Annotated in this window: 21 protein-coding genes; 9 read left to right on the top strand and 12 right to left on the bottom strand. The window is 62.1% G+C overall.

The genetic code is table 11. From position 1 onward, the window contains the following. Positions 1–92 precede the first annotated feature (92 nt). Together I6E81_RS09390 and I6E81_RS09385 are read left to right on the top strand one after the other, a co-directional pair. Positions 93–509, top strand: a complete 417-nt coding sequence (locus I6E81_RS09390) for a MarR family winged helix-turn-helix transcriptional regulator (RefSeq protein ID WP_197107046.1) — start codon at positions 93–95, stop codon at positions 507–509. Beyond that, the gene (locus I6E81_RS09385; RefSeq protein ID WP_197107045.1) at positions 506–1,843 is read left to right on the top strand and encodes an MFS transporter; all 1,338 of its coding nucleotides are present in this window, start codon (positions 506–508) and stop codon (positions 1,841–1,843) included. The genes I6E81_RS09390 and I6E81_RS09385 overlap by 4 nt, the downstream gene beginning before the upstream one ends. Here I6E81_RS09385 and I6E81_RS09380 read toward each other — a convergent pair. From I6E81_RS09380 to I6E81_RS09370, 3 genes are read right to left on the bottom strand one after another with little or no spacing between them, the layout of a single operon-like run. After that, positions 1,840–2,688 (bottom strand): transglutaminase family protein, encoded by an 849-nt coding sequence (locus tag I6E81_RS09380; RefSeq protein WP_197107044.1) that lies wholly within the window; start codon positions 2,686–2,688, stop codon positions 1,840–1,842. The genes I6E81_RS09385 and I6E81_RS09380 overlap by 4 nt on opposite strands. After that, on the bottom strand, positions 2,685–3,617 hold the full coding sequence (locus tag I6E81_RS09375) for an alpha-E domain-containing protein (RefSeq protein WP_197107043.1): 933 nt from the start codon (positions 3,615–3,617) through the stop codon (positions 2,685–2,687). Before I6E81_RS09375 ends, I6E81_RS09380 begins: the two co-directional genes overlap by 4 nt. Further along, entirely contained in the window at positions 3,611–5,278 is a 1,668-nt protein-coding gene (locus I6E81_RS09370; RefSeq protein WP_197107042.1) for a circularly permuted type 2 ATP-grasp protein, read from the bottom strand. Before I6E81_RS09370 ends, I6E81_RS09375 begins: the two co-directional genes overlap by 7 nt. An 85-nt stretch (positions 5,279–5,363) precedes the next feature. Here I6E81_RS09370 and I6E81_RS09365 point away from each other — a divergent pair, with 85 nt between their 5' ends. After that, positions 5,364–6,008 carry an alpha/beta hydrolase gene (locus I6E81_RS09365; protein WP_197107041.1) on the top strand — a complete coding sequence of 215 codons (645 nt, stop codon included), beginning with the start codon at positions 5,364–5,366 and terminating at the stop codon, positions 6,006–6,008. 36 nt (positions 6,009–6,044) lie between these two features. On the opposite strand, the gene I6E81_RS09360 is transcribed toward I6E81_RS09365, so the two are convergent. Then, on the bottom strand, positions 6,045–6,743 hold the full coding sequence (locus I6E81_RS09360; protein ID WP_231599606.1) for a TrkA family potassium uptake protein: 699 nt from the start codon (positions 6,741–6,743) through the stop codon (positions 6,045–6,047). After that, positions 6,736–8,094: a TrkH family potassium uptake protein gene (locus tag I6E81_RS09355; RefSeq protein ID WP_197107040.1), complete on the bottom strand. Its 1,359-nt coding sequence runs from the start codon at positions 8,092–8,094 to the stop codon at positions 6,736–6,738. The genes I6E81_RS09360 and I6E81_RS09355 overlap by 8 nt, the downstream gene beginning before the upstream one ends. Positions 8,095–8,185: 91 nt before the next feature. On the opposite strand from I6E81_RS09355, the gene I6E81_RS14555 reads away from it, so the two are divergent. Continuing rightward, entirely contained in the window at positions 8,186–8,803 is a 618-nt protein-coding gene (locus I6E81_RS14555; protein ID WP_197107039.1) for a CrcB family protein, read from the top strand. Next, positions 8,800–9,174, top strand: a complete 375-nt coding sequence (locus I6E81_RS09345; protein WP_197107038.1) for a CrcB family protein — start codon at positions 8,800–8,802, stop codon at positions 9,172–9,174. Before I6E81_RS14555 ends, I6E81_RS09345 begins: the two co-directional genes overlap by 4 nt. A gap of 31 nt (positions 9,175–9,205) precedes the next feature. Here I6E81_RS09345 and I6E81_RS09340 read toward each other — a convergent pair whose 3' ends face one another. Further along, positions 9,206–9,646, bottom strand: a complete 441-nt coding sequence (locus I6E81_RS09340) for a nitroreductase family deazaflavin-dependent oxidoreductase (protein WP_197107037.1) — start codon at positions 9,644–9,646, stop codon at positions 9,206–9,208. A gap of 94 nt (positions 9,647–9,740) precedes the next feature. Here I6E81_RS09340 and I6E81_RS09335 point away from each other — a divergent pair, with 94 nt between their 5' ends. Continuing rightward, complete coding sequence (locus I6E81_RS09335; RefSeq protein ID WP_197107036.1) at positions 9,741–10,232, top strand: hypothetical protein; 492 nt, start codon at positions 9,741–9,743, stop codon at positions 10,230–10,232. A gap of 24 nt (positions 10,233–10,256) precedes the next feature. Here I6E81_RS09335 and I6E81_RS09330 read toward each other — a convergent pair whose 3' ends face one another. Then, complete coding sequence (locus I6E81_RS09330; RefSeq protein WP_197107035.1) at positions 10,257–12,827, bottom strand: LuxR family transcriptional regulator; 2,571 nt, start codon at positions 12,825–12,827, stop codon at positions 10,257–10,259. A gap of 129 nt (positions 12,828–12,956) precedes the next feature. Here I6E81_RS09330 and I6E81_RS09325 point away from each other — a divergent pair, with 129 nt between their 5' ends. After that, positions 12,957–13,874, top strand: coding sequence for an NAD(P)-dependent oxidoreductase (locus tag I6E81_RS09325; protein ID WP_197107034.1), 918 nt, complete (start codon positions 12,957–12,959; stop codon positions 13,872–13,874). A gap of 66 nt (positions 13,875–13,940) precedes the next feature. Here I6E81_RS09325 and rhaS read toward each other — a convergent pair whose 3' ends face one another. Genes rhaS through I6E81_RS09305 form a run of 4 tightly spaced genes read right to left on the bottom strand, consistent with a single transcriptional unit; the run spans position 13,941 to position 18,570 of the window. Then, entirely contained in the window at positions 13,941–14,966 is a 1,026-nt protein-coding gene (gene rhaS / locus I6E81_RS09320; protein ID WP_197107033.1) for a rhamnose ABC transporter substrate-binding protein, read from the bottom strand. Positions 14,967–15,026: 60 nt separating this feature from the next. Next, positions 15,027–16,070 (bottom strand): ABC transporter permease, encoded by a 1,044-nt coding sequence (locus I6E81_RS09315; RefSeq protein ID WP_197107032.1) that lies wholly within the window; start codon positions 16,068–16,070, stop codon positions 15,027–15,029. After that, the gene (locus I6E81_RS09310) at positions 16,067–17,056 is read right to left on the bottom strand and encodes an ABC transporter permease (RefSeq protein ID WP_197107031.1); all 990 of its coding nucleotides are present in this window, start codon (positions 17,054–17,056) and stop codon (positions 16,067–16,069) included. The genes I6E81_RS09315 and I6E81_RS09310 overlap by 4 nt, the downstream gene beginning before the upstream one ends. Continuing rightward, positions 17,053–18,570 carry a sugar ABC transporter ATP-binding protein gene (locus tag I6E81_RS09305; protein ID WP_197107030.1) on the bottom strand — a complete coding sequence of 506 codons (1,518 nt, stop codon included), beginning with the start codon at positions 18,568–18,570 and terminating at the stop codon, positions 17,053–17,055. The genes I6E81_RS09310 and I6E81_RS09305 overlap by 4 nt, the downstream gene beginning before the upstream one ends. Positions 18,571–18,793: 223 nt before the next feature. On the opposite strand from I6E81_RS09305, the gene I6E81_RS09300 reads away from it, so the two are divergent. After that, positions 18,794–19,132 carry an L-rhamnose mutarotase gene (locus I6E81_RS09300; protein WP_197107029.1) on the top strand — a complete coding sequence of 113 codons (339 nt, stop codon included), beginning with the start codon at positions 18,794–18,796 and terminating at the stop codon, positions 19,130–19,132. Here I6E81_RS09300 and I6E81_RS09295 read toward each other — a convergent pair. After that, positions 19,129–20,151 (bottom strand): LacI family DNA-binding transcriptional regulator, encoded by a 1,023-nt coding sequence (locus I6E81_RS09295; protein ID WP_197107028.1) that lies wholly within the window; start codon positions 20,149–20,151, stop codon positions 19,129–19,131. The genes I6E81_RS09300 and I6E81_RS09295 overlap by 4 nt on opposite strands. A gap of 210 nt (positions 20,152–20,361) precedes the next feature. Between I6E81_RS09295 and rhaI the strand changes: the two genes are divergently transcribed. Beyond that, entirely contained in the window at positions 20,362–21,528 is a 1,167-nt protein-coding gene (gene rhaI, locus I6E81_RS09290; RefSeq protein WP_197107234.1) for an L-rhamnose isomerase, read from the top strand. The last annotated feature ends 84 nt before the right edge of the window (positions 21,529–21,612 follow it).

Raw genomic sequence — 21,612 nt, 5'->3', positions numbered from 1 at the left:
CCCATTCTACGGCGGTGAAGTTCGAAGCAATATGGGTAAAGTCGGCCAGATTCCCATTTAGTTAGCAAGACTAATTTGCTAAACTAACGAAAGTGCCAGACAAACTAGACGATGAGCTTCGAATCACCCTCATGCGTATCGCTCGTCGCATCCGCCAGCAGCGTCACGACGACACCCTCAGCGACAGCCAACTCTCCGTTCTCTACGTGCTGACTCACCACGGCGGCAGCACCCTCGCCGCCCTCGCCGAACATGAACACGTCACCCCGCCCTCGATGAACCGCACCGTCAACTGCCTCAGCGACGAAGGCCTGATCACCCGCTCCAGCTCGCCAGACGACGGCCGCAAAGTGCTCATTGAAGCCACGGATGCCGGAGTCGAGTTGGTAGACAAGACCCGTCAACGCCGCGCAGCCTGGTTCGCCGCAGAGCTCGAGGGGCTCAGCCCCGAGGAGCATGCCGCCCTGCACGCCGCCATTCCCGTTCTACTGAAGTTGGCCAATTCGTGAGCGCAATGTTCCGCTCGCTTCGCCTCTTCAACTATCGCCTCTGGATCATCGGTGCTGTCGTCTCCAACACCGGTGCCTGGATGCAACGCACCGCCCAAGACTGGATCGTGCTCACCGACCTGACCGATTATGACGCCGCCGCTCTCGGCTTCACCATGGCGCTGCAGTTCGGCCCCATGCTGCTGCTGATGCCACTCACGGGAATCATCGCCGACCGCTTCGACCGCCGCACGGTGCTGCTGTGGACCCAGTTCAGCCAGTTTGCTCTCGCTCTCGGGCTCGGCATCCTCGTGATCTCGGGTCACGTGCAGTTGTGGCAGGTCTACGTCTTCGCACTCCTGCTCGGAGTCGCGACCGCGATCGACGCTCCGGCCCGCCAAGCATTTGTCTCAGAACTCGTAAGCGACAAAGACCTACCCAACGCGGTGGCGCTCAACTCAATGTCGTTCCAGACCGCTCGCCTCATCGGGCCCGCCGTCGCGGGCGTGCTCGTCGCCGCGATCGGTGCCGGGCCGGTCTTCATCGTGAACGCGGCATCCTTCGCCGGCGTGCTGGCGTCGCTCTGGTTCATGCGGCGCGGGCAGCTGTTCCCCGTGGCCAAGCTTGGCCGAGCGAAAGGTCAGATTCGGGATGGGCTGCGCTACGTTCGCGGTCGGCCCGACATCCTGATCGTGCTCGTCATGGTCTTTCTCGTCGGAACCTTCGGCTTCAACTTCCCGGTCTTCATCGCGACCATGGCCACGGGAGTCTTCGGCAAGGGAGCGGCCGAATTCGGCCTGCTCTCATCGATGATGGCGGTCGGTGCCGTGGTTGGCTCCCTGCTCGCCGCTCGTCGTGAACATGCCCGCTTCGGGGTCGTCATCGTGGGTTCTGCCTTCTTCGGCCTCGCCTGTCTCCTCGCCGCCTTCGCCCCCAGCTACTGGACGTTCGGCGCCGCCCTCACCATCATTGGCGTTTTCTCGCTCACCATGATGACGACCGCCAACGCCTACGTGCAGACCTCGACAACGCCCATCATGCGCGGTCGCGTCATGGCGCTCTACCTCGCAATCTTCGCGGGCGGCACACCGATCGGCGCCCCCATCGTCGGCTGGGCAGCCAACGAACTCGGACCCCGCTGGGCACTCGGTATCGGCGCTCTCTCCGGTTTGCTTGCCGCTGCTGCCGCCATCATCTGGCTCGTCTACAGTCGCGGGATGCGCGTGGGCCGCGTGCCCGAAAGCCGCTTCCGTCTGCGCTTGCGCTTCCCACCCGAGCCCACGCCCGATGAAGAGCGTGAGCTCGCGACGCAAGAGATCGCGATCGTGGAAACCACGACCCGACGCACCAGTTAGGCCTCGCGGGTAATCTCCACACTCACGAACAGCTTTGAGCCGAACGGTCCCGCATAGACACCACGGAGCGGCGGCACGTCGTTGTAGTCGCGGCCGCGACCCACGAGCACGTGCCGGTCACCGATGTCGATGAGGTTGGTGGGGTCGTAGCCACGCCACTGCCCGTTACAGAACCACTCGATCCACGCGTGGGATTCCCCAACGACCGTTTCACCAATCGCGGCATCCGGTTTCGGGTGCAGGTAACCAGACACATAGCGGGCAGGAACGCCGACGGAACGTAGCGCGCCCAAAGCGAGATGCGCGATGTCTTGGCAGACACCCTTGCCTCCGGTCCAGGCCTCTGTCGCCGTCGTCGCTACCCCAGTGACACCGCTCATGTACTGAATCGCGTTACCGATGGCCATCGAAATTTCGAGGGCACCAGCACAGGCATCATCTGACTTAGCCGCGATGTCTTTCGCGAGCGCAATAACTTCTGCCGGAGGTTCGGTGCGCAAAGTCTGGCTCAAGTTCTCGACAGCTTCCATCGAGAGCTCAGCCGTGGCTGCCATCTCCCCCCAGCCAATGGACTCGGATTCGTGGGTGCGCTCGTGAACCTCGACCAGACTCGTCGCAGTGAGCGACAACTCCTTGTGACCCGTCAGCACCTCGAACGAGGCAACGCGGGTTCCCCAATAGTCGACGTAGTTGCTCTGGCTCGAGAGCGGCAAGATATCCAAGTTGGAGAACAACACGAGTTGACCCTCAACACTGGCAGGAAGCATCCGCGCCTCGTTATAAGAGGCCGTGACTTCTCCGCCGTAGCTAAACCCTGTGGAGTGCACGATCCTGAGACGCTTCATGAGATCTCTCCAACCCACTCGGGAGCAGCATTCGTGGGGAAGTAGCGCTGACGCACTGCCTCCGAAGCCGCACTCGTTGCTGCCTGCACACGATCCATGTGGTGCGGCAGGTCATCCAAAATTTCGGCAATCGGTCGATATTCGAGCTCACTGCGGATCTTGCCCAACAGTCGCTGAGCATCGTCGCCGACACCCACCCGGTTCATGCGGCGCGGCTCAAGCTCACGCATGCAATCCTCTGCCCGCGACACCGAGAACAGGATGCTGCGTGGGAATAACCGGTCAAGCAGCAAGAATTCGGCCGCATTGCTCGCACTCGGCACACCGCGGTAGGTGCGCAAGTAGGGCTCATAGGCACCACAGGAACGAAGGATGGTCGTCCACGACGGACCGCTGGCCTCCGTGAGACTGCGGGTGGCCAGCAGTCGCGCCGTCATGTCTGCGCGCTCGAGGCTGCGACCGAGCGTGAAGAACTGCCACGCTTCGTCCCGACTCGTCGCGGACTCGATGATTCCCACGGCAAGAGCGGAGCGTTCGCGAACCCAGGCGAAAAAGTCACTGACTTTGTCTCCGGAAATGCGACGCGGCATCCGAGCCTGGGTCGTGTTGAGGCACTCCCACAGTTCGGTCGACACGATCTCGCGAGCACGACGAGCGTTCTCGCGGGCGGCGCCGAGCGAATACGCAATCGAGGCGGGCTCGGTGCGGTCAACGGCGAGGATCGACAGCACATCACCGCGGGTGAGTACAGCATCGGCCGGAGCCTCGCTGCCCATCACGCTCAAGAGCGCACGGCAGGCATCGTCTTCTTCAATCCACGGGTCTTCGAGCAACAGCTGAAGGTGAACGTCGAGGATGCGGGCGGTTCCGTCGGCACGCTCAATGTAGCGTCCGATCCAGAACAGTGATTCTGCAATGCGGCTCAGCATGATTGACCTTCCTCGGTGTCGTCACTCTGCTGTTGCTGCTCTTCTTGGCGTTGACGCTGAGTGAGCGATCGCGTGCTGTCCTGATCTTCAACATGGTCAGCGTGCCCAGATGCTTCGAGAAGCATCTCGGGAGTGATGATCGTGATTGCCTCGGTGTCTGCCTGGCGCTCCACGAGACCCTGGAGCGTGCTCTCGGACTCCTGGACTTTCTCACGACCCACAACCCAGGTGTCTTTCGAGCCACCACCCTGCGAGCTGTTGACCACCAGTTGGCCTTCCGGCAAGGCGACACGAGTGAGGCCACCCGGCAACACCCAGACATCGTTTCCGTCGTTGACCGCGAAGGGGCGAAGGTCGGCGTGACGCGGGCGCATACCGTCGTCCACGACCGTCGGAATCGTCGACAGTTGCACCACAGGCTGCGCAATCCAGCCCCGGGGATCCTTGAGGAGCTGTTTCTTGAGCGTCTCCAATTCAGCCTTGGATGCCGCTGGGCCAATCACGAGACCCTTTCCGCCGGAGCCGTCAACGGGCTTGATCACGAGCTCATCAAGACGGTCGAGCACTTCTTCGAGTGCTCCCGGATCTTCGAGCCGCCACGTATCAACGTTCGGGATGATCGACTTCTCGCCGAGGTAGTACTCGGTGAGATCGGGCAAGTAGGTATACACGAGCTTGTCGTCGGCCACACCGTTTCCGACCGCGTTGGCGATCGTGACGTTTCCGAGGCGAGCAGCGAGCATCATGCCCGGGCTGCCCAACATCGAGTCCGCGCGGAACTGCAGCGGGTCGAGGAACTCGTCGTCAACCCGGCGATAGATCACGTCGACGCGGGTGGGACCGGCGGTCGTGCGCATCCAGACCCGACCACCAGAACAGAAGAGGTCACGACCCTCCACGAGCTCGACGCCCATGAGGCGGGCGAGCAGCGTGTGCTCGAAGTACGCGGAGTTGTAGACACCCGGAGTGAGCACAACGACGTTGGGTTCATCCACGCCGCCGGGCGCACTGGCGCGCAGAGCCTGCAGCAGCTTGTGCGGGTAATCGCCGACGGGGCGAACCCGCATCGAGACGAACAGTTCGGGCAGCGTCTGCGCCATCACTCGACGGTTGGAGATGACGTAGCTCACACCGCTGGGCACGCGCACGTTGTCTTCGAGAACGCGCCACGCACCGACCTCGTCGCGGATGAGGTCGATACCGCTGACCTGAATGCGCACGCCATTAGCCGGCTCAATACCGGCCGCCTGCCGATGGAAATGGCTGGATGAGGTGATCATCCGGGCAGGAATCACACCATCTTTGATGGCATTCTGTGGCCCGTAGATGTCGGCCAGGAATGCTTCGAGCGCTCGAACGCGCTGCTTAACCCCCGACTCGACCTGTTTCCACTCGGAGAGATCAATAACTCTGGGAACAGCATCCAGAGGAAAGGGTCTCTCTTCGCCAGCAAAGTCGAAGGTAACGCCCTGGGCGAGGTAGCTGTCGGCGAGTGCTTCAGTACGTCCGCGCAGCTCTTCCTGCGTCATTTGCGCCAGCGCGTCATGAATCTCGCGGTAGGGGCGACGTATCTCGCTATCGGCAGAGAACATCTCATCCCACGCGGCTGGTCCGGTGCGTTTGGAGGCGCTTGATGTGTATCCGTCAAACAAATCTGCCATGTACAGACCCTAGGCCGATTGTGTAATTTCCGCTCGCTAGTGCGTTGATTCAGCCGAAATGTCTTGCACAATTTACAGTTAAGTAATGGCTGCCAACCTCCCCACAATTCTTGTTCTCCCCGGCGGAGGGTATTCGCGACTCGCACCCCACGAAGGCGAGCCCGTTGCTGCCTGGTTGCGATCGATTGGCTGGAATGCCCGCGTCGTTGAGTACCCCGTCAGCACGAAGCATCCAGCCCCTTTGCTGGTAATTCAGTCTGAAATTGCGAAAGAACGTGCGCTAGGGGCCCCGTTGGTGGGTGTTTTGGGGTTCTCGGCTGGCGGCCATTTAGCCGGCCACGCCGCCGTCGCGCCCGTCGCTAAGCCAGAAGAGCGCCCCGATTTTGCAGTGCTCGGCTACCCCGTTGTCAGCATGGTGACCCCGACGCACGCCGGGTCACGCAAAGAGCTCATTGGGCTGGATGCCAACGATTATCTTCGGGAAGACACCTCCCTTGAGTTGCTGGTGACGCCCGCCACTCCCCCGATGTTTATCTGGCACACCGCCGCTGACGAGCCCGTTCCGGTCGCAGAGCACTCCTACCCACTCGCTGCCGCGCTGGCAGCGGCCGGAGTGCGCCACGAACTGCACGTCTTCGCCGACGGCAAGCACGGCTTGGGCCTAGCCGAAGGCACACCAGCCGAAGCGTGGCAGGCGCTCTGCGAGATCTGGTTGAGCTCGCTGCGCTAACAGCCGCTCGCGCGCACCGACTTCTTGGTCATCCCGTTAGCGGCGGAGGCTGAAGGCTTCCGCTTTGTTTGTGGGGCCGGAAACAAGAATGGTGTCGTCGGCGGCGATCAGAGTGTCCTGGTCGGTGTAAGTCCACGCTCCGCCCTGCGGGCGCACCGCGGTAATCGTCACGCCCGCAGTGGCACGCACGCGGGATTCGCCCAGAGTCTTGCCCACAATGCTGGCTGGCGGAGCCATCTTCACGAGCGAAAACCCGTCGCCGATCTCGAGGTAGTCCTGCATCGAACCCCGCACAAGATGAGCGACCCGGCGACCCATCTCCTTTTCGGGATAGATCACGTGGCTCACGCCGAGCTGCTCCAAAATCGTGCCGTGCGCGTCGCTCACCGCTTTCGCCCACACGTGGGCAACGTTGAACCGCAAGAGCAGTGAGGTCGTGAGGATGCTCGCCTGAATGTCACTACCGATCGCGACAACCACGCGGTCGAATTCGGGCACGGCCAGCTGCTGCAGCACCTCTTCGCGCGTGGAGTCAGCCGCAACAACATGGGTGAGCTGGCCGTTGAGTTCTTGCACGATCGACTCATCAAGATCGACTCCGAGCACTTCGGTGCCGTTGGCCATGAGCTCCAGTGCGAGAGCGCGACCGAAACGGCCAAGCCCGATCACCGCCACCGAATCTGCCGCAGCCACGGTAGAGGCATCCGAACCAGAAAACATGCGCAACTTAGCCAATGATCGGCCTTTCTTTGGGAAGTTCATACAGGACAGCGCGCTCACGCAGAGCGAGCGCGGTAGCAAAACCAATCGGGCCAAGACGGCCCACAAACATGAGCACCGCAAGAATCAGTTGCGCCGCCACTGGCAGCTCCGGCGTAATGCCCTCCGACAGGCCCACCGTTCCGAAGGCCGACACCGTCTCGAACAGCACGGGGCCCAGCGGCAGCCCCGAGAGCAGCATGATGGCGATGGTGGATGTCGCGACGACGCCCACCGAGAGCAAGACCACCGCGATCGCTTGGCGGTGCACCGCGCGCGACAGTCGCTTGCCGAAAACGTTCACGACGCCGTCTCCGCGCACCTCCGCGAGGAGGATGAAGAACAGCACCGCAAACGTCGTGACCTTGATGCCACCGGCAGTGCCGGCGGGGCCGCCTCCGATGAACATGAGCGCGGTCATCCCGAACTGGGTCGCTTCGCTCATGGCGCCGATATCGATGCTGTTGAAGCCGGCGGTGCGGGTTTGCACGGATTGGAAGAAGCCGGCCAGAAGCTTGGTGTGCCAGTCGAGCGGGCCGAGGGTGGCGGGATTGTTCCACTCGATGAGCGTGATGTAGGCGGCACCCGCGACAAGCAGCAGCGGTGTCGCGGCAACGACGATGCGCGTGTTCATGCTCCACTTGAGTCGGTTGCCGCCAAAGCGCAGCAGTTGAATGATCACCGGGAAGCCGAGGCCGCCCAGGATGATTTCGGCACACAGCGTGAGCGAGACCACCGGGTCGTCAACGAACGACATCATGTTGTCACTGAAGAGCGCGAAGCCGGCGTTGTTGAACGACGAGACTGCGTGGAAGACCGCAAGCCACGCCGCCTCTCCCACGCTGTAGCCGTAGCGAAGCAAGAACCAGAAGAACAGGATGAGCGCACCGGCGCCCTCAATGATCAACGAAATCTTGAGCACACCGAGAACCAGCGACCGCACGTCACCGAAACCAACATTCTTGGTTTCGGCGGCGGCCGTAATCCGAGAGCGCAGCGAGAGGCGGCGAACCACCGCAATGCCGATGATGGAGGCGAAGGTCATGACACCGAAGCCGCCCACCTGGATGAGCACCATGATGACGACTTGGCCGAAGCCCGTCCAGTAAGTAGAGGTATCGACGATCACGTGGCCGGTCACACACATCGCTGACACGGCAGTGAAGAACGCCTCAACGAGAGTGGCGCCGCCGGGACCGGTACGCGAAATAGGTAGCGCCAACAGGGCGGTGCCCGCTGCGATACCGATCAAAAACCCGAGAAGGGTGAGCTGCGCTGGGTGTACCAGTTTTCGCTTATTACCCGTCCCGCGAAGGATGTTGTGCACCGGCATACAGTACGCCTGTTTGGGGCCAAACGTAACGACTTCTCATTCGCTATTCTTAACATCAACCACCGCAACGACCGGAGACCTCGCCGTGCCCGACACCCCGGACGACCGGACTCGGGGCGAGCGCACCCCCACCGATCGAACGCAGGCCGAAGCCGACGAGCTTCACGCACCCCTCCGACGGCCGTGGTATTTCCCGCGCTGGCGCCGACGCCTTCGGGCGCGGCTGCCCATGAACAGCGACATTGAAATAACCCGCACCGTTGTGGGGATGCCGGAGATGATCCGCATCCGGCCCCGCCATCTTGCGCTCGCTGCCCTCGGAGGCGGTCTCGGTGCTGCAGTGCGGTTCATCATCGCGCAGACCACCCCGATTTGGGAGACCCTGTCGCTCGGCACCGTCGTCGTCAACATCGCCGGCCCGTTCCTGCTCGGGCTGCTGCTGCAGACCCTGGCCGAACGTCAGGAATCGAGACGGATGCGCGTCATCCGCCTGCTCACCGCCGTCGGCTTCTTGGGAGCCCTCACGAGCTATGCGCAGCTCGCGGTTGACATCGTGATCGTCTCGGAACACCACCACGTGCTGCTCGCGGTTGCCTATGGCAGCGCAACCCTCATCGCCGGAGCGGGAGCGGTCTGGCTTGGCGTCTTCACGTCGAAGAGCTGGTACCGCATAGTGCGCCAACACGAACGGTTGGTTCGATGATCATCGGAGCGCTCTTCATCACCGTCGCGGGCGGACTCGGTGCCGCTCTTCGACTGGCAGTGAACGCGTTCGTGCACCGCCGCATCCGCACCAACTATCCGGTGGCGATGTCGATCATCAACATCAGCGGATCGTTCCTGTTCGGCCTGATCACCGGGATGACAGCCGGGCATTTTGTGCCCGAAGAACTCGGTCTCTATGCCGGGGTCGGGATGGTCGGAGGCTTCACCGCGTTCAGCACGACGAGCTTTCAGACCCTGCGATTGCTGCAAGAAAACCGGGTGTGGCTCGCGATCGCGAACTCCTTCGGCATGCTTGCCGTCGCCGTACTGATGGCGGCACTCGGGCTCATGCTGGGTCGGGCACTCTGACCCGACCGTTCGCTGAGCCCCCACGGCGCACTTAGGCGCTGATCGGCTCCAACACGAAGACCGGAATCTCGCGCTCGGTCTTGGCCTGGTAATCCGCATAGTCGGGGTACGCCGCGACCGAACGCTCCCACCAGAGAGCCTTCTCGTCACCGGTCACTTCGCGGGCCATAAAGTCGCCCTTGACACCCACATCGTGCAGCTCAACGTGCGGCTGAGCGACGATGTTGTGGTACCAGACCGGATGCTTCGGCGCCCCACCCAGCGAGGCAACAACGGCATAGTGGCCATCGTGTTCCACTCGCATGAGCGCGGTCTTGCGCAGCTTGCCGGATTTGGCGCCCACCGTGGTCAACACAATGATTGGCATCCCGCGCATGAGGTTGCCCTCATGGCCGTTACTGTTCTCAAAAACGTCGGCCTGATTGCGGGCCCACTCTGACGTGCTGGGTTCGTACTCTCCTGTAAGCGGCATGGCTCCACGTTACCCGCCGAGCCTGAGCCTGTTACTCAGAGATAGGTAGTTTCTACTCACGCGCCCGAGCATGGCCGAGGAGTTTACTTGGCGCATGATCACTTCACAGCGCGCGCTGAAAAGCGCCATCGCCATCTCCCTTGCGGCAGGGCTCTCCGTCTCCCTCTCCGGTTGCTTCGGCAACCCGCTCGAGGACTTCACCGACAACCTCATCGAGAACACCGTTGAGAACGCGATTGAGGGCGCCACCGGTGTCGACGTGGATGTCGATGGCGACGGCACGGGAGGCTCGCTGCCGAAGTCGTGGCCTGAAGAAGTGCCAGCGCCAGACGGCGACATCCTCTTCTCGCTCGGCATCGATGATGGCTACAGCGCCACCATCAACGTGGGCGATGAAGCGGGCGCTCAAGCTGGCTACGACACGCTCATCTCCAGCGGCTTTGAAATGGTGTCCGAGATCTCTCTCGGCGACGAGGGATTCCTCTACGGTCTGCAAAACGACAACTGGATCATTCAATATTCCTGGGGAACCACCGAAGAAGACGGCACGATCGTGAACATGATCGTGTCTGCAAACGAAGGGTAACGACCCGCCGCGTTCTCGCCGCAGCTACAGCTCGGCAAGAACCTCTTCAAGCTCAACCCGACCCTTGACACCCAGCTTGCGATAAATGCGAGCCAAATGGTTGTCAACGGTTCTCACAGACAACCCGAGCTGCTGGCCAATCTCGCGACTGCGTTTGCGGCCAGCAGCAGCCCGGGCAATCGTCCACTCCCGTTCAGTGAGCTCGGCAGCGTGCGACTCCCCCGGCACCTGATCCATATCGGCAGCGAGGCGGCGGGCGAGCAACATTGCTTTGCGCTCCAACTCGCGCCGGTCAGCCTTAGCCGCGCAGCGCGCACCGTTGAGAAGACCATCGACCGCGAGCGCAGCCACTCCCGACGAGGCAAGGGCAGGGGCGAGTTCACAGAGGCGAGCGACATCCGCTTCGGCTGCCACCTCTGCCCAGTCGCGGATGCTGGCCACCAGCGGCGACGGCGAGAGGTGCGTCAGCAGTTCCAGTTGTTCGCGCGCGGCAGCGGGATGCCCCACCCGAATCGCCACAGTAAGAGTCAGGGCGCTCAACAAGAAGTGACCGAGGATGATGCCCTCGGCGGCGGCCGCGACGATCACGCCGGCCGCTTCGTTGGTGCGCCCCTCGGCCGCGAGCAGCCAAGCCTCGCACTCGGCCCGCTGCAAAATGACTTTGGCGTCGCCGGCATTCTCTGGAGTGATTTCGGAGAGCAGCTCTCTGGCTGATTCGGGCTCACCCAACTGCGCGTCAACGGTCGCGTGCAAGGCAATAGCGGTGCCCAGCAATCCCGTGAAGTCGCGCCATCTCAATTGCTCAACGGCGAGAGTCGCGAGTGATTGGGCGTCGCTCAGCCGCCCCTCGTGAAGGCGCACAGTTGCGAGTGCATAGGACCACACGCCTGCGGAGTCTGCGAAACGGTCGAGGCGGCGCTGGGCGGCAAAATCGCGGGCACGAACCATCTCCGCGGCGGCAACGAGTGCCAAAAACTCGGAGAGGTCGAGAAGCGAGCTCGCAAAGGGTGCTTCGAAACGGAAGGCGTCAGCAAGGGGGCGGGTGTGCGCGATTGCCGCAAAAGCATCCTCAGGGTGGCCCGCCATCGTTGCCATCATCGCCGCTGTGAGGCCCGCGTTGACGGCGCCGAGTCCGCCATCTGACGACACCGGGTCAGCGGCGTGGGCGAGGGCGTGAGCGTCTCCGGTCATGAGCTGCCACTTGGCGAGTTCTGGCCGCAGCACGGCCTGGCCGCGAGCATCCATTCTCGATAGTTCGCACGTGACCCGATCAACCGCATCGGAGGGGCGGGACAGCCGATAAACCATGTGCTGCCCCCAGCGGGCGAGCGCCATGGCACGCTGTTCGTCGTCATTCGCAAGACGGATCGCAGACTCAAACACCGCAGAAGAACGATCAGACTCCGCTAGCGCAGAAAGCGCACTGGCCAACACGAGCTCGGGCGCAAAGCGCCGCTCAGTGAGCTGGGCGCGTTCCGCGAGTGAGGCCGCAACAGCATGGTCGCCCGCCGCATGCGCGTAACTCGCTGCCCAATCAAGGTCGTCGTCGCTGATCGCGGCGTGGGTCGAGGTAAGCAGAACAGTCGCGGTGAATCGCAGTTGCTGATCGCCCATCGGCAGCAGTCGGCCCGCGATCTCTTTCACTAGTTCCGCACGTTCGGCCTGCACGAGATCGATCGTGAGTGCCTCCGCGAAGAGAGGGTGGGCAAGCCTCACCAGCGGGGTGAGCTCATCGCCGGTGTCTTCCACGATGCCCTCGCTCGTGAGGAAGGCGAGCGCATCGCCTTCGGCCTCACGGATCACGGCTCGCGGAATCGGCTGCGCAATAGCGATGAGCTGAGCGAGACGGCGCTCGGCCGCAGTGAGCTGCTGAACGCGATCGGCAATCGTTGCGCGCACGTGCTTCGGTAGGGTCGCGACCGACACCTCGACACCAAAATCACCGCTGCGGATGCCGCCAGCTCGCGCAGCCGCGAAGATCAGTTCGCGCAGCATCAGCGGGTTGCCGCGGCTCGCCTCGAACAGGGCACGAAGGCTCTCGGGGCGCAGTGTTCCGCCCAAATACTGTTGGAGGATCGACTGGCTGTGTTCGAGACTCAACCCGTCGAGCTCGACAATGTCGATGAGGTTTTCGTGCAGCAGCCGAGCAAGGGGGCCGACGACTTCGTGGGAGTCGCGGGCGGTCAGCAGCGTTGTGACGCCGAAGACGCGCACCAGCTGGTAGAGCACGCTCGCCGAAACAGCATCCAAGAGCGGAGCGTCATCGATGACGAGCACGAACTTCTGCGGGTTCTCCCCCACCACCCCAACGAGAGCTTGAACACGGTCACTCACGCTCTCGATGTCGTGCCTGCCCGAGCTCGCCAACACCGGGGCGAGGGCGCCGAGGGGAACATCCACGAGTTCAGCCAAGCCAATGACGGGGATCACGGTGCGTCCATCGGCGCGCAGAGCCTGCGAGATGTGGGCGCCCAATGTTGTCTTGCCGACGCCACTCGGGCCGCGCAACATCACCGAACGTGGTCGAGGGCCGCGAAGGGCCGCAAGCACAGCATCCCGCTCACTTTCACGGGGCAGAACCGGCCACCGTGCCATGACCTGCCTCCCCGCCTCGACCAATGATGTGGCCGCCAGCATAGTGGCCGGGCGTTACAACCTGAATAACCATCCATAAGGCATGCTGGAATGATCGCCGCCCGATGCCCCACTCAGGAGACCTGCGCCATGATCACCATCGCCCTACCGGACCAGCACATTCACGACCGACTGGCTCCGCAATTGCCCGACGTGAACGTCATTCTCTGGGGTCCAGCCGACGGCGCTCCCCCGGTGCACGTCGACCTCGCGCTCCTCGGCTACCTCGGCGCGAGTGGCGGTCTCGCATCCTTTGCCGGAATGGATGTCGCAGCACTCCAGTCGCAATCCCTCGGTTATGACGGCGTCGAGAGCCGTCTGCCCGCGGGCATCACCTACTGCAACGCCATTGGCGTGCACGAAGCCTCCACCGCGGAGCTCGCGGTCGGCATGATCATCTCTGAGCAGCGCGGCTTTCCTCAGCACTTCGCTCACCAACAGACCGGCATCTGGGACCAGCACGAACAGCCCGGAGTTGCGGGCACAACCGTCGTCATCGTCGGCGCCGGTGGGGTCGGCAACCAGATCGCCGACAAGCTTGCCCCCTTTGACGCCAACGTTGTGCGCGTCGCCCGCACCAACCGCAGCGATGCCCGCGGCGCCGTGCAATCAATGGATGCCCTGCCCGCGTTACTCGCCAAAGCCGACATCGTGGCGATCGCCGTGCCCCTCAGCGACGAGACCACCGGGCTCGTCGACGCCTCCTTCCTAGAGGCGATGAAACCTGGCGCGCTGCTCGTGAACGTGTCTCGGGGCAAGATCGTCGACACCGACGCGCTCGTGGCTGCGGCATCCGCTGGCCATGTTCGAGCAGCACTCGACGTCACCGAGCCGGAACCGCTGCCCAGCGATCACCCGCTCTGGACTACGCCCGGCGTCACCATCACCCCGCACATCGGCGGCGCAACCTCAGCCATGCACGCCCGAGTGGATGCCGTCATGCGCGAGCAGGCACGTCGGCTCGTCGCTGGCGAGCCGCTTGCGCATGTGGTGATTGACGGGCACTAGGGCTTTAGCTACGCAAATGGCCCACCGGTTTCTCAACCGATGGGCCATTCGTGCGTTGCGGGAGACTTAGAAGTCGAAGTCCGCGATGTTGTCCTTGTTGAAGGTGTACGGGTCGCCCAACAGCACAACGCCGTCGGCGCCGACCGTGTAGCTTCCGAGCTTTCCAGCGTCGAACTCGTCGCCTTCTGCACCAGTGATGTCGCCCTCGATCAGTGCCTTGGCACCGTAAGCAGCAAGGTAACCGAGGTCACCCGGGTTCCACAGAGCGAACGCCGTAACGGTTCCGTCATTGACGAAGTCGCGCATCTGGTTCGGGGTTCCGAGACCAGTCAGTTGAACCTTGCCCTTGAAGGACGAGTCCTGAAGGTAACGAGCCGCAGCCGAGATACCAACAGTGGTGGGCGAAACGATGCCCTTGAGCTCCGGGTAGGTCTGCAGCAGTGCTGCAGTCTTGTCGAAGGACGTCTGGTCGTCGTCGTCACCATAAACGACCTCGACGAGCTCGATGTCGGGGTGGTTGGCGGCGAGCTCAGTCTTCATGAGTTCGATCCACGCGTTCTGGTTCGTTGCGTTGGCGGTAGCCGAAAGGATAGCGATCTGTCCTGCGTCACCGATCTGCTCAGCGATCAGGTCAACCTGAACCTTAGCGATTCCTTCGGAGTCAGCCTGGTTGATGAAGAGGTCGCGGCAGTCGGCGCTGGTGTCAGCATCGAACGTGACGACCTTCACGCCAGCATCCCGTGCCTCGCCGATGGCGTCGCAGAGAGCCGAGGGGTCGTTAGCCGAGAGAGCAATCGCTCCAACACCCTGCTGGGTAAGCGTGTTGATGTAGCTGACCTGTCCGTCGGGGCTTCCCGTTGCGGGGCCAACTTCAGCGAAGGTTCCACCGAACTCGGCGATGGCTTCTTCTCCACCGGCATCCGAAGTATCGAAGTAAGCGTTTCCGAGGTTCTTGGGCAGGAAGGTGATGGCCAAGTTGCCATCGCCGTCGCCGCTGCTGTCGCCACCGGTTGCAGCACAACCTGTGGCCACAAGCGCGAAGCTCACTGCGAGTGCAGCGAATGCTCCGGCGCGCTTTGAAGAGTTAAACATCGTCGTTCTCCTTTGGGGATGTGAGTCGATGACTGTGACACCGACACTGGTGCAAGAAACTCAACCGGTCGCGGTCGGTGAGCTCCCTTTGGTTCCTCCAGGACGAGCGCGCTTATTGCGCACCCAAGCCAAGAAGCTTGTTCCCACCACGGACGCGATCAGCAGCGTTCCTGTGATGACGTTGATGACGTCAGACGTGACGTTGGCGAGCCGAAGTGCGCTCGCGAGGGTTCCGATGAGCAGCGCTCCGGCGAGTACACCGGGAAGAGCGCCACGACCACCGAAGATCGAGACCCCGCCGAGAAGCACGGCGGCGATTACCGACAGCTCAAGGCCCGTCGCGTTGTCGCCACGAGCGCTGCCGAAGCGAAGGGTGTAATAGATCCCCGCGAGTGCCGAGACGATACCGCTCAGCATGAAGAGGATGAACTTGGTGCGTTCGACGTTCACGCCCGAGAAGCGAGCTGCCTCAGGGCTGAGCCCGATCGCGAAGATGCCCCGGCCGAAGGTTGTGAAGTGGAGCAGGATGCCGAACACCAGTGCCAGCACCACGATCAGAATCACCACACTGGGGATCGCAGTGTCGCCGATCTTGGACTTAGCGAGGTCAGTCCAGAACTTGTTGAACTCGGTGACTGCTGTCGTGCCGAGGAGGCCCACAGCGAGCCCGCGGTACAGCGCGAGCGTGCCGATGGTCACGGCAAGAGACGGAAGCCCCACCATAGTGATGAGCGCTCCGTTGATTGCACCGGCGATGAGACCCACCAAGAGCGCGACCAGCGCAGCAGCAGGAATCGGCACCCCATTTTGGTGAAGCACACCGACGGTGACGCTCGACAGGCCGACAATGCTGGCCACCGAAAGGTCAATCTCGCCGGTGATGATCACCAGAGTCATGGGCAGTGCGATCAAGAGAATGGGCGCAATGTCGAGGAACAGGTAAGTGATCGTGATCGGCTGAGCGAAGGCCCGCACGGAGATCATCGAGACGATGATGACGAGGGCGAGGGCGCCGATGACGGCGGCTTCGCGGGAGATGAGGAGACGGCGCCAGAGGGGCTGAGAGTAGTCGCGGTACGTACGTGCCGCTGTGGTGCCGGTCATGACTCGTCCCTCATTTCCAGTAGTTTGCGAGATTGTCGAAGCGCGAGGACGCGGTCAAGCACGATCGCGCCGATGATGAGAACGCCGACCACCGCTCGTTGCCAGAAGTCCTGAACTCCCAAAATCGGCAGCGCACGGTTGATGGTGAGCAAGAGGAACGCACCGATTGCGGCACCCCAGACCGTTCCGCTGCCACCGAAGATGGCGACACCACCGATCACAGCAGCACCGACGGCCTGCAGCTCAAGGTTGACTCCGGCTTGGGAACTCACGGTTCCATAGCGGGCGGCGTAGAGAACACCGGCGAGCCCGGCAAGAGCTCCCGAGAAAACAAACGCAACGAGAACGCGCTGAGTGACCTTGAGCCCGTAGAGGTTCGCGGCTTCAGGATCGGACCCGATCGCGTACAACTCGCGACCGGCGCGCTGCGTGCGCAGGAACCATCCGGCAGCCACCAGCACAACGAGGGCGATGATGGTGAGCCACGGGATTCCGAAGAGCGAACTCGTGCCGAGGCTCAAGAACGCGGTCGGAAGGTCCGAACCGTTGATGCGGTCGCTACCGGTCCACAACACATTGATGCCGCGGTAGGCATACAACGTGCCCAGAGTAATGACGAGTGCCGGTACTTTCGCGAACGCCACCAAGGCACCGTTGATAAGCCCTAAGAGGCCACCGAAGACGATTCCAATGAGAAACACCGCGATGATCGGGATGCCAGGCAGATCAATGAAGAGACGGCCGGTTAAGTAGGCCGTGAGCCCCAGCACTGAGCCGACCGAAAGGTCGACGCTGCGCGTGATGATGACGATCGCCTGGCCGACCGCGAGAAGCAGCAGGATCGACGGTGTCAGCAGCAGGTCCCGAAAACCGTCAGGGCTGAAGAGGAACGTAGGGTTGCGCGCTGTCGCGACAACCACCACGAGGATGAGCGCGATCATGATTCCGGTCTCGCGCGCCTTGATCAGTTTGCTGAGGACTCTCATGAGGCCACCTCCGCGTGGGTTGCGGCGAACATGACGGACTCAGCCGTGGCATCCGCTCGATCAATTTCTGCCGTGATGCGACCTTCGTGCACCACGAGAACTCGGTCGGCCATGCCCAATACTTCAGGCAGTTCGCTCGAGATCATGATGATGGCGAGGCCCTCAACGGCGAGTTCGGAGAGCAGACGGTGCACTTCGGCTTTCGTACCCACGTCGATTCCACGGGTTGGTTCGTCGACGATGAGCAAGCTCGGGTTAGTGGCAAGCCACTTAGCCAGCACCACCTTCTGCTGGTTTCCCCCGCTGAGGGTGCCGACTTCGGTATCGAGCGCCGATGTCTTCACTTCAAGTTTTTGAGCCCAGGTGCGGGCGCTCGCGTTCTCCACGGCACTCGTAATAAAACCGAACTTGGCCAGTGCTGAGCGAATAGCGAGCGTCGCATTCTTACCGACGGATGATTCGAGAACGAGCCCTTGGCGGCGACGATCCTCTGGCACGAGCGCAAGCCCGAGGTTCATGGCTGCGGCCGGATTGCGTTTCGGAACGCGCACTCCGTTGATGGTGACGGTGCCCGCCTTGTAGGGATCGACTCCGAAGATGGCTCGTGCGATCTCGCTGCGGCCGGCCCCGACGAGCCCCGCCAGCGCGACGATCTCACCGGAACGAACCGAGAAGCTGATGTCGTGGAACTCGCCCGGCTCGGTGAGCCCGGAGACCACAAGAACTTCGTCTCCGATGGGAGCATCAATCTTGGGGAACAACTCTGCGACATCACGGCCGACCATTTGACGAACGATCTCGTCTACGGTCGTCTCGGCAATGGGGCTGGTAGCGATGTAGGCACCGTCGCGCATGATGGTCACGGTGTCGCAGAGTTCGAAGACTTCCTCGAAACGGTGCGAAATGAAGAGGAGCGCCCGGCCTTCGTCGCGCAGGCTGCGGGCGACGGCGAAGAGCCGTTCAACCTCAACGCCGCTGAGGGCGGCGGTCGGCTCATCCATCACGAGCACTTTGGCGTCAAGGGAGATGGCTTTTGCGATCTCAATGATCTGCTGATCAGCGATTGAGAGCCCCTGGGTGGGGCGATCAGGATCGATGCACACTCCAAGGCGTTCAAAAAGGCCGAGTGCTTCGGTATGCATCTTCTTGCGATCGATGCGCCCGAGCGACTTGACGGGCTGGCGACCCATGAAAATATTCTCGGTCACCGACAGATCAGGAAAAAGCGTCGGTTCTTGGTAGATGACAGCGATGCCCGCGCTCTTGGACTGAGCGGTCGAGGTGAAGTCGACGGTTGTGCCTTCGAGAGTGAAGTCGCCGCCATCGCGCTGGTAGAGACCGGCGATGATTTTCACCAGGGTGGACTTGCCCGCGCCGTTTTCTCCGACGAGAGCGTGAATCGAACCGGGGTGCAGCGCGAGGGTTCCGTCGGTCAGCGCGACGACAGAACCAAAAGTCTTGGCGATGTGTGAGAGCTCAAGCGTCGGTGCGCTTGGCTTCGTGCTTATCGACATCGTTGTCTACCTCGTTGTAATAGATGAGCTTAAGTGAAACGATTCACTGCTGTTCAGAAACGATAGGTGGCGATCACTGTTCCCGTCAAGTCCAGCCATCGAATTGGGCATACTCTGTGATCAGAAATGCCGGAACTGCGGTTATCCTCGAGCCTTTTCGCGGGATAGCGCCGCACGCCCCGCTGCGGCCGAGGGCGCCAACCGATCTACCAGAAGGAGCAAAATGACTCGCGTGTGCTTCCAATTACAGGTTCGACCAGAGCGACTCGACGAGTACCTCGAGCGCCACACCGCGGTCTGGCCTCGAATGCTCGAGGTGATCGCCGCATCCGGCCGCCGCAACTACTCGCTCTTCGTGCGCCAAGACGGAATGCTCATCGGCTACTACGAAACGGACTCCGTAGAAGCGTCGCAGGACTACCTCGATCGCAGCGAGATCGCGGCCAAGTGGGAAGCCGAAATGGCCGAGTTCTTTGTCGCGCTCGACGGGCGGCCCGACCAAGTCGCGACGACACTCCCCGAAGTTTTCAACCTCGACGACCAGCTCGCCGCCGCGCGCTAGACAGCGTCGACAGCGCTAGCCGAGGTAGAGCGACGCACAACGAGCTCCGGCTGAAACTCGACGTGACGCGGAGCCGCCTCAGGGTCTGCGACCTCTTCGAGCAGGATCTCAAGCGCAGTGTGCCCGATCATCCCGGCCGGCTGACGGATCGAGGACAGCGGAACCACTGCGGCTGACGCGAAGTCGATATCGTCGTAACCAATGAGGGCGATGTCCTCAGGAACGCGAACGTTCGACCCCTGCAGCATCAGCGCTTGCAGCACTCCCATTGCCACCAGGTCGTTCGCCGCGAAGATAGCGTCAGGTTGCTCGGAGCGGGCAGCAATAGCCGCGCCGGCCTTGCGCCCCGCAATCACGCTGAGCGAGTCGAGCGCGACTACCTCGAGAGAAACACCCGCTCGCGACTGCACTGCAAGTTCTGCACCCTCGAGTCGGTCAGCGACCTGGCGGATCGAGAGCGGCCCACCGACGAACACGATGCGAGTGCGGCCTTCGGCAATCAGATGTTCGACCGCCATACGGCCACCGGCTACGTCATCGACCGTGACCGAGCTAAAGCTTCGATCGGGGCTTGCCCGGTCGACCAGAACGGCGGGAATGCCGCGCGCACGCAGTGCCCTGAGTCGGGCGCTAATGTCACCAATCGGCGAAATCAGCACACCATGGGAGCGCTGCTGCTCGAAGAGTTCTAAATAAGCCTGTTCACGCGCCGGGTCTTCATCGCTGTTGCCGAGAATGACCGAGAGGCCTTCTTGACTTGCCCGCGTTTCTGCGCCGCGGGCGACATCGGTAAAGAAGGGGTTGCGCACATCAAGAACGACAAGGCCAACAGTCTTGCTGTGGCCATCGCGCAGTTGCCGGGCCGCGTCGTTCCGAACGAAACCGAGCGCCTCGATCGCATGCTGGACTTTCGTGACGGTTGCTGGCGCGACTTTCGACGGGTGATTCATCACGTTGGAGACAGTGCCCACCGACACTCCCGCATGCCTGGCGACATCTTTTACGCTGACCCCGCTCATGCACTCCCACTTTCTCAGCCGCGTTGCTGACTAGCTTTTTGAATCGTTCAATAGTGGCACGAAATCGAACCACCTTGACGAAAACCCACACAAGACCTTATTCTCGATCTGAACAGTTAAAACGATTCAATGAAGAGTTGATGAGTGAGACACAGCCACTCGCTGCCCGAGTGTGCCCCGTCATCGCTTCGCAAGAACAAAGGACCAGCAGTGACCAGCTTCAGCTCAATCGCACCCCGCCTCGAAGAGCAGGCCATCGAGCTCCCGTCATGGGCCTTCGGCAACTCGGGCACACGATTCAAGGTTTTCGGCACCCCCGGCACTCCCCGCACTCCGGAGGAGAAAATCGCGGATGCCGCCCAAGTCAACAAGTACACGGCACTGTCTCCGACGGTCGCCCTGCACATCCCGTGGGACAAGGTCGAGGACTACAGCGCACTGCGCAGCTTCGCCCAAGACCACGGTGTTGACCTCGGAACGGTGAACTCCAACACCTTCCAAGACGACGACTACAAGTTCGGTTCGCTCACTCACGTCGACCCAACGATTCGCCAGAAGGCCATCGACCACCACTTCGAGTGCATCGACGTCATGGACCAGACCGGGTCACGCGACCTCAAGATCTGGCTTGCCGACGGCTCCAACTACCCCGGCCAGGCCGACATCCGCGGTCGCCAAGATCGTCTCGCCAACTCGCTGGAGCAGATCTATGGTCGTCTCGGGCAAGAGCAGCGCATGGTGCTCGAATACAAGTTCTTCGAACCCGCTTTTTACCACATGGATGTGCCGGACTGGGGAACCAGCTACGCCCAAGTAGCAGCCCTCGGCGAGCGCGCTCTCGTGTGCCTCGACACCGGCCACCACGCGCCGGGCACCAACATCGAGTTCATCGTGATGCAGTTGCTGCGCCTCGGCAAGCTGGGTTCGTTCGACTTCAACTCGCGCTTCTATGCCGATGACGACCTCATCGTGGGGGCGGCTGACCCGTTCCAGTTGTTCCGCATCCTGTACGAAGTGGTTCGCGGCGGCGGGTACGGCACCGATAGCGGTGTGGCGTTCATGCTCGACCAGTGCCACAACGTCGAAGACAAGGTTCCCGGACAGTTGCGTTCGGTACTCAACGTTCAAGAGATGACGGCGCGTGCGCTTCTTGTCGACTCGGATGCTCTGACTGCAGCCCAAGAGGCGGGCGACGTTCTCGGTGCCAACGCCATCATGATGGATGCCTTCTATACCGACGTGCGTGCCGACCTCGCCGCGTGGCGTGAATCGCGCGGCCTACCTGCCGACCCGATGGCAGCGTACGCGGCATCCGGCTACCAGCAGAAGATCGCGGACGAGCGTGTTGGTGGCGTTCAAGCTGGGTGGGGTGCCTAAGCCCCCGAACTAGCCTGCGGCCAGCAAATATGGGGTGTACGCTTACTCTGGGTTTGGTTCATTGAATCAAAGGCAGCGGAAGGC

The sequence above is a fragment of the Salinibacterium sp. NG22 genome, from assembly GCF_015864925.1.
Classification (GTDB): domain Bacteria; phylum Actinomycetota; class Actinomycetes; order Actinomycetales; family Microbacteriaceae; genus Rhodoglobus.
This window is presented reverse-complemented; position numbering and strand designations above follow the sequence as displayed.

Bases quoted from the DNA above. Each gene is read 5' to 3' on its own strand.
- I6E81_RS09380 (WP_197107044.1), bottom strand. From the start codon at position 2,688: ATGAAGCGTCTCAGGATCGTGCACTCCACAGGGTTTAGCTACGGCGGA.
- I6E81_RS09375 (WP_197107043.1), bottom strand. From the start codon at position 3,617: ATGCTGAGCCGCATTGCAGAATCACTGTTCTGGATCGGACGCTACATT.
- I6E81_RS09370 (WP_197107042.1), bottom strand. From the start codon at position 5,278: ATGGCAGATTTGTTTGACGGATACACATCAAGCGCCTCCAAACGCACC.
- I6E81_RS09365 (WP_197107041.1), top strand. From the start codon at position 5,364: ATGGCTGCCAACCTCCCCACAATTCTTGTTCTCCCCGGCGGAGGGTAT.
- I6E81_RS09345 (WP_197107038.1), top strand. From the start codon at position 8,800: ATGATCATCGGAGCGCTCTTCATCACCGTCGCGGGCGGACTCGGTGCC.
- I6E81_RS09340 (WP_197107037.1), bottom strand. From the start codon at position 9,646: ATGCCGCTTACAGGAGAGTACGAACCCAGCACGTCAGAGTGGGCCCGC.
- I6E81_RS09335 (WP_197107036.1), top strand. From the start codon at position 9,741: ATGATCACTTCACAGCGCGCGCTGAAAAGCGCCATCGCCATCTCCCTT.
- I6E81_RS09330 (WP_197107035.1), bottom strand. From the start codon at position 12,827: ATGGCACGGTGGCCGGTTCTGCCCCGTGAAAGTGAGCGGGATGCTGTG.
- I6E81_RS09325 (WP_197107034.1), top strand. From the start codon at position 12,957: ATGATCACCATCGCCCTACCGGACCAGCACATTCACGACCGACTGGCT.
- rhaS (WP_197107033.1), bottom strand. From the start codon at position 14,966: ATGTTTAACTCTTCAAAGCGCGCCGGAGCATTCGCTGCACTCGCAGTG.
- I6E81_RS09315 (WP_197107032.1), bottom strand. From the start codon at position 16,070: ATGACCGGCACCACAGCGGCACGTACGTACCGCGACTACTCTCAGCCC.
- I6E81_RS09310 (WP_197107031.1), bottom strand. From the start codon at position 17,056: ATGAGAGTCCTCAGCAAACTGATCAAGGCGCGCGAGACCGGAATCATG.
- I6E81_RS09305 (WP_197107030.1), bottom strand. From the start codon at position 18,570: ATGTCGATAAGCACGAAGCCAAGCGCACCGACGCTTGAGCTCTCACAC.
- I6E81_RS09300 (WP_197107029.1), top strand. From the start codon at position 18,794: ATGACTCGCGTGTGCTTCCAATTACAGGTTCGACCAGAGCGACTCGAC.
- I6E81_RS09295 (WP_197107028.1), bottom strand. From the start codon at position 20,151: ATGAGCGGGGTCAGCGTAAAAGATGTCGCCAGGCATGCGGGAGTGTCG.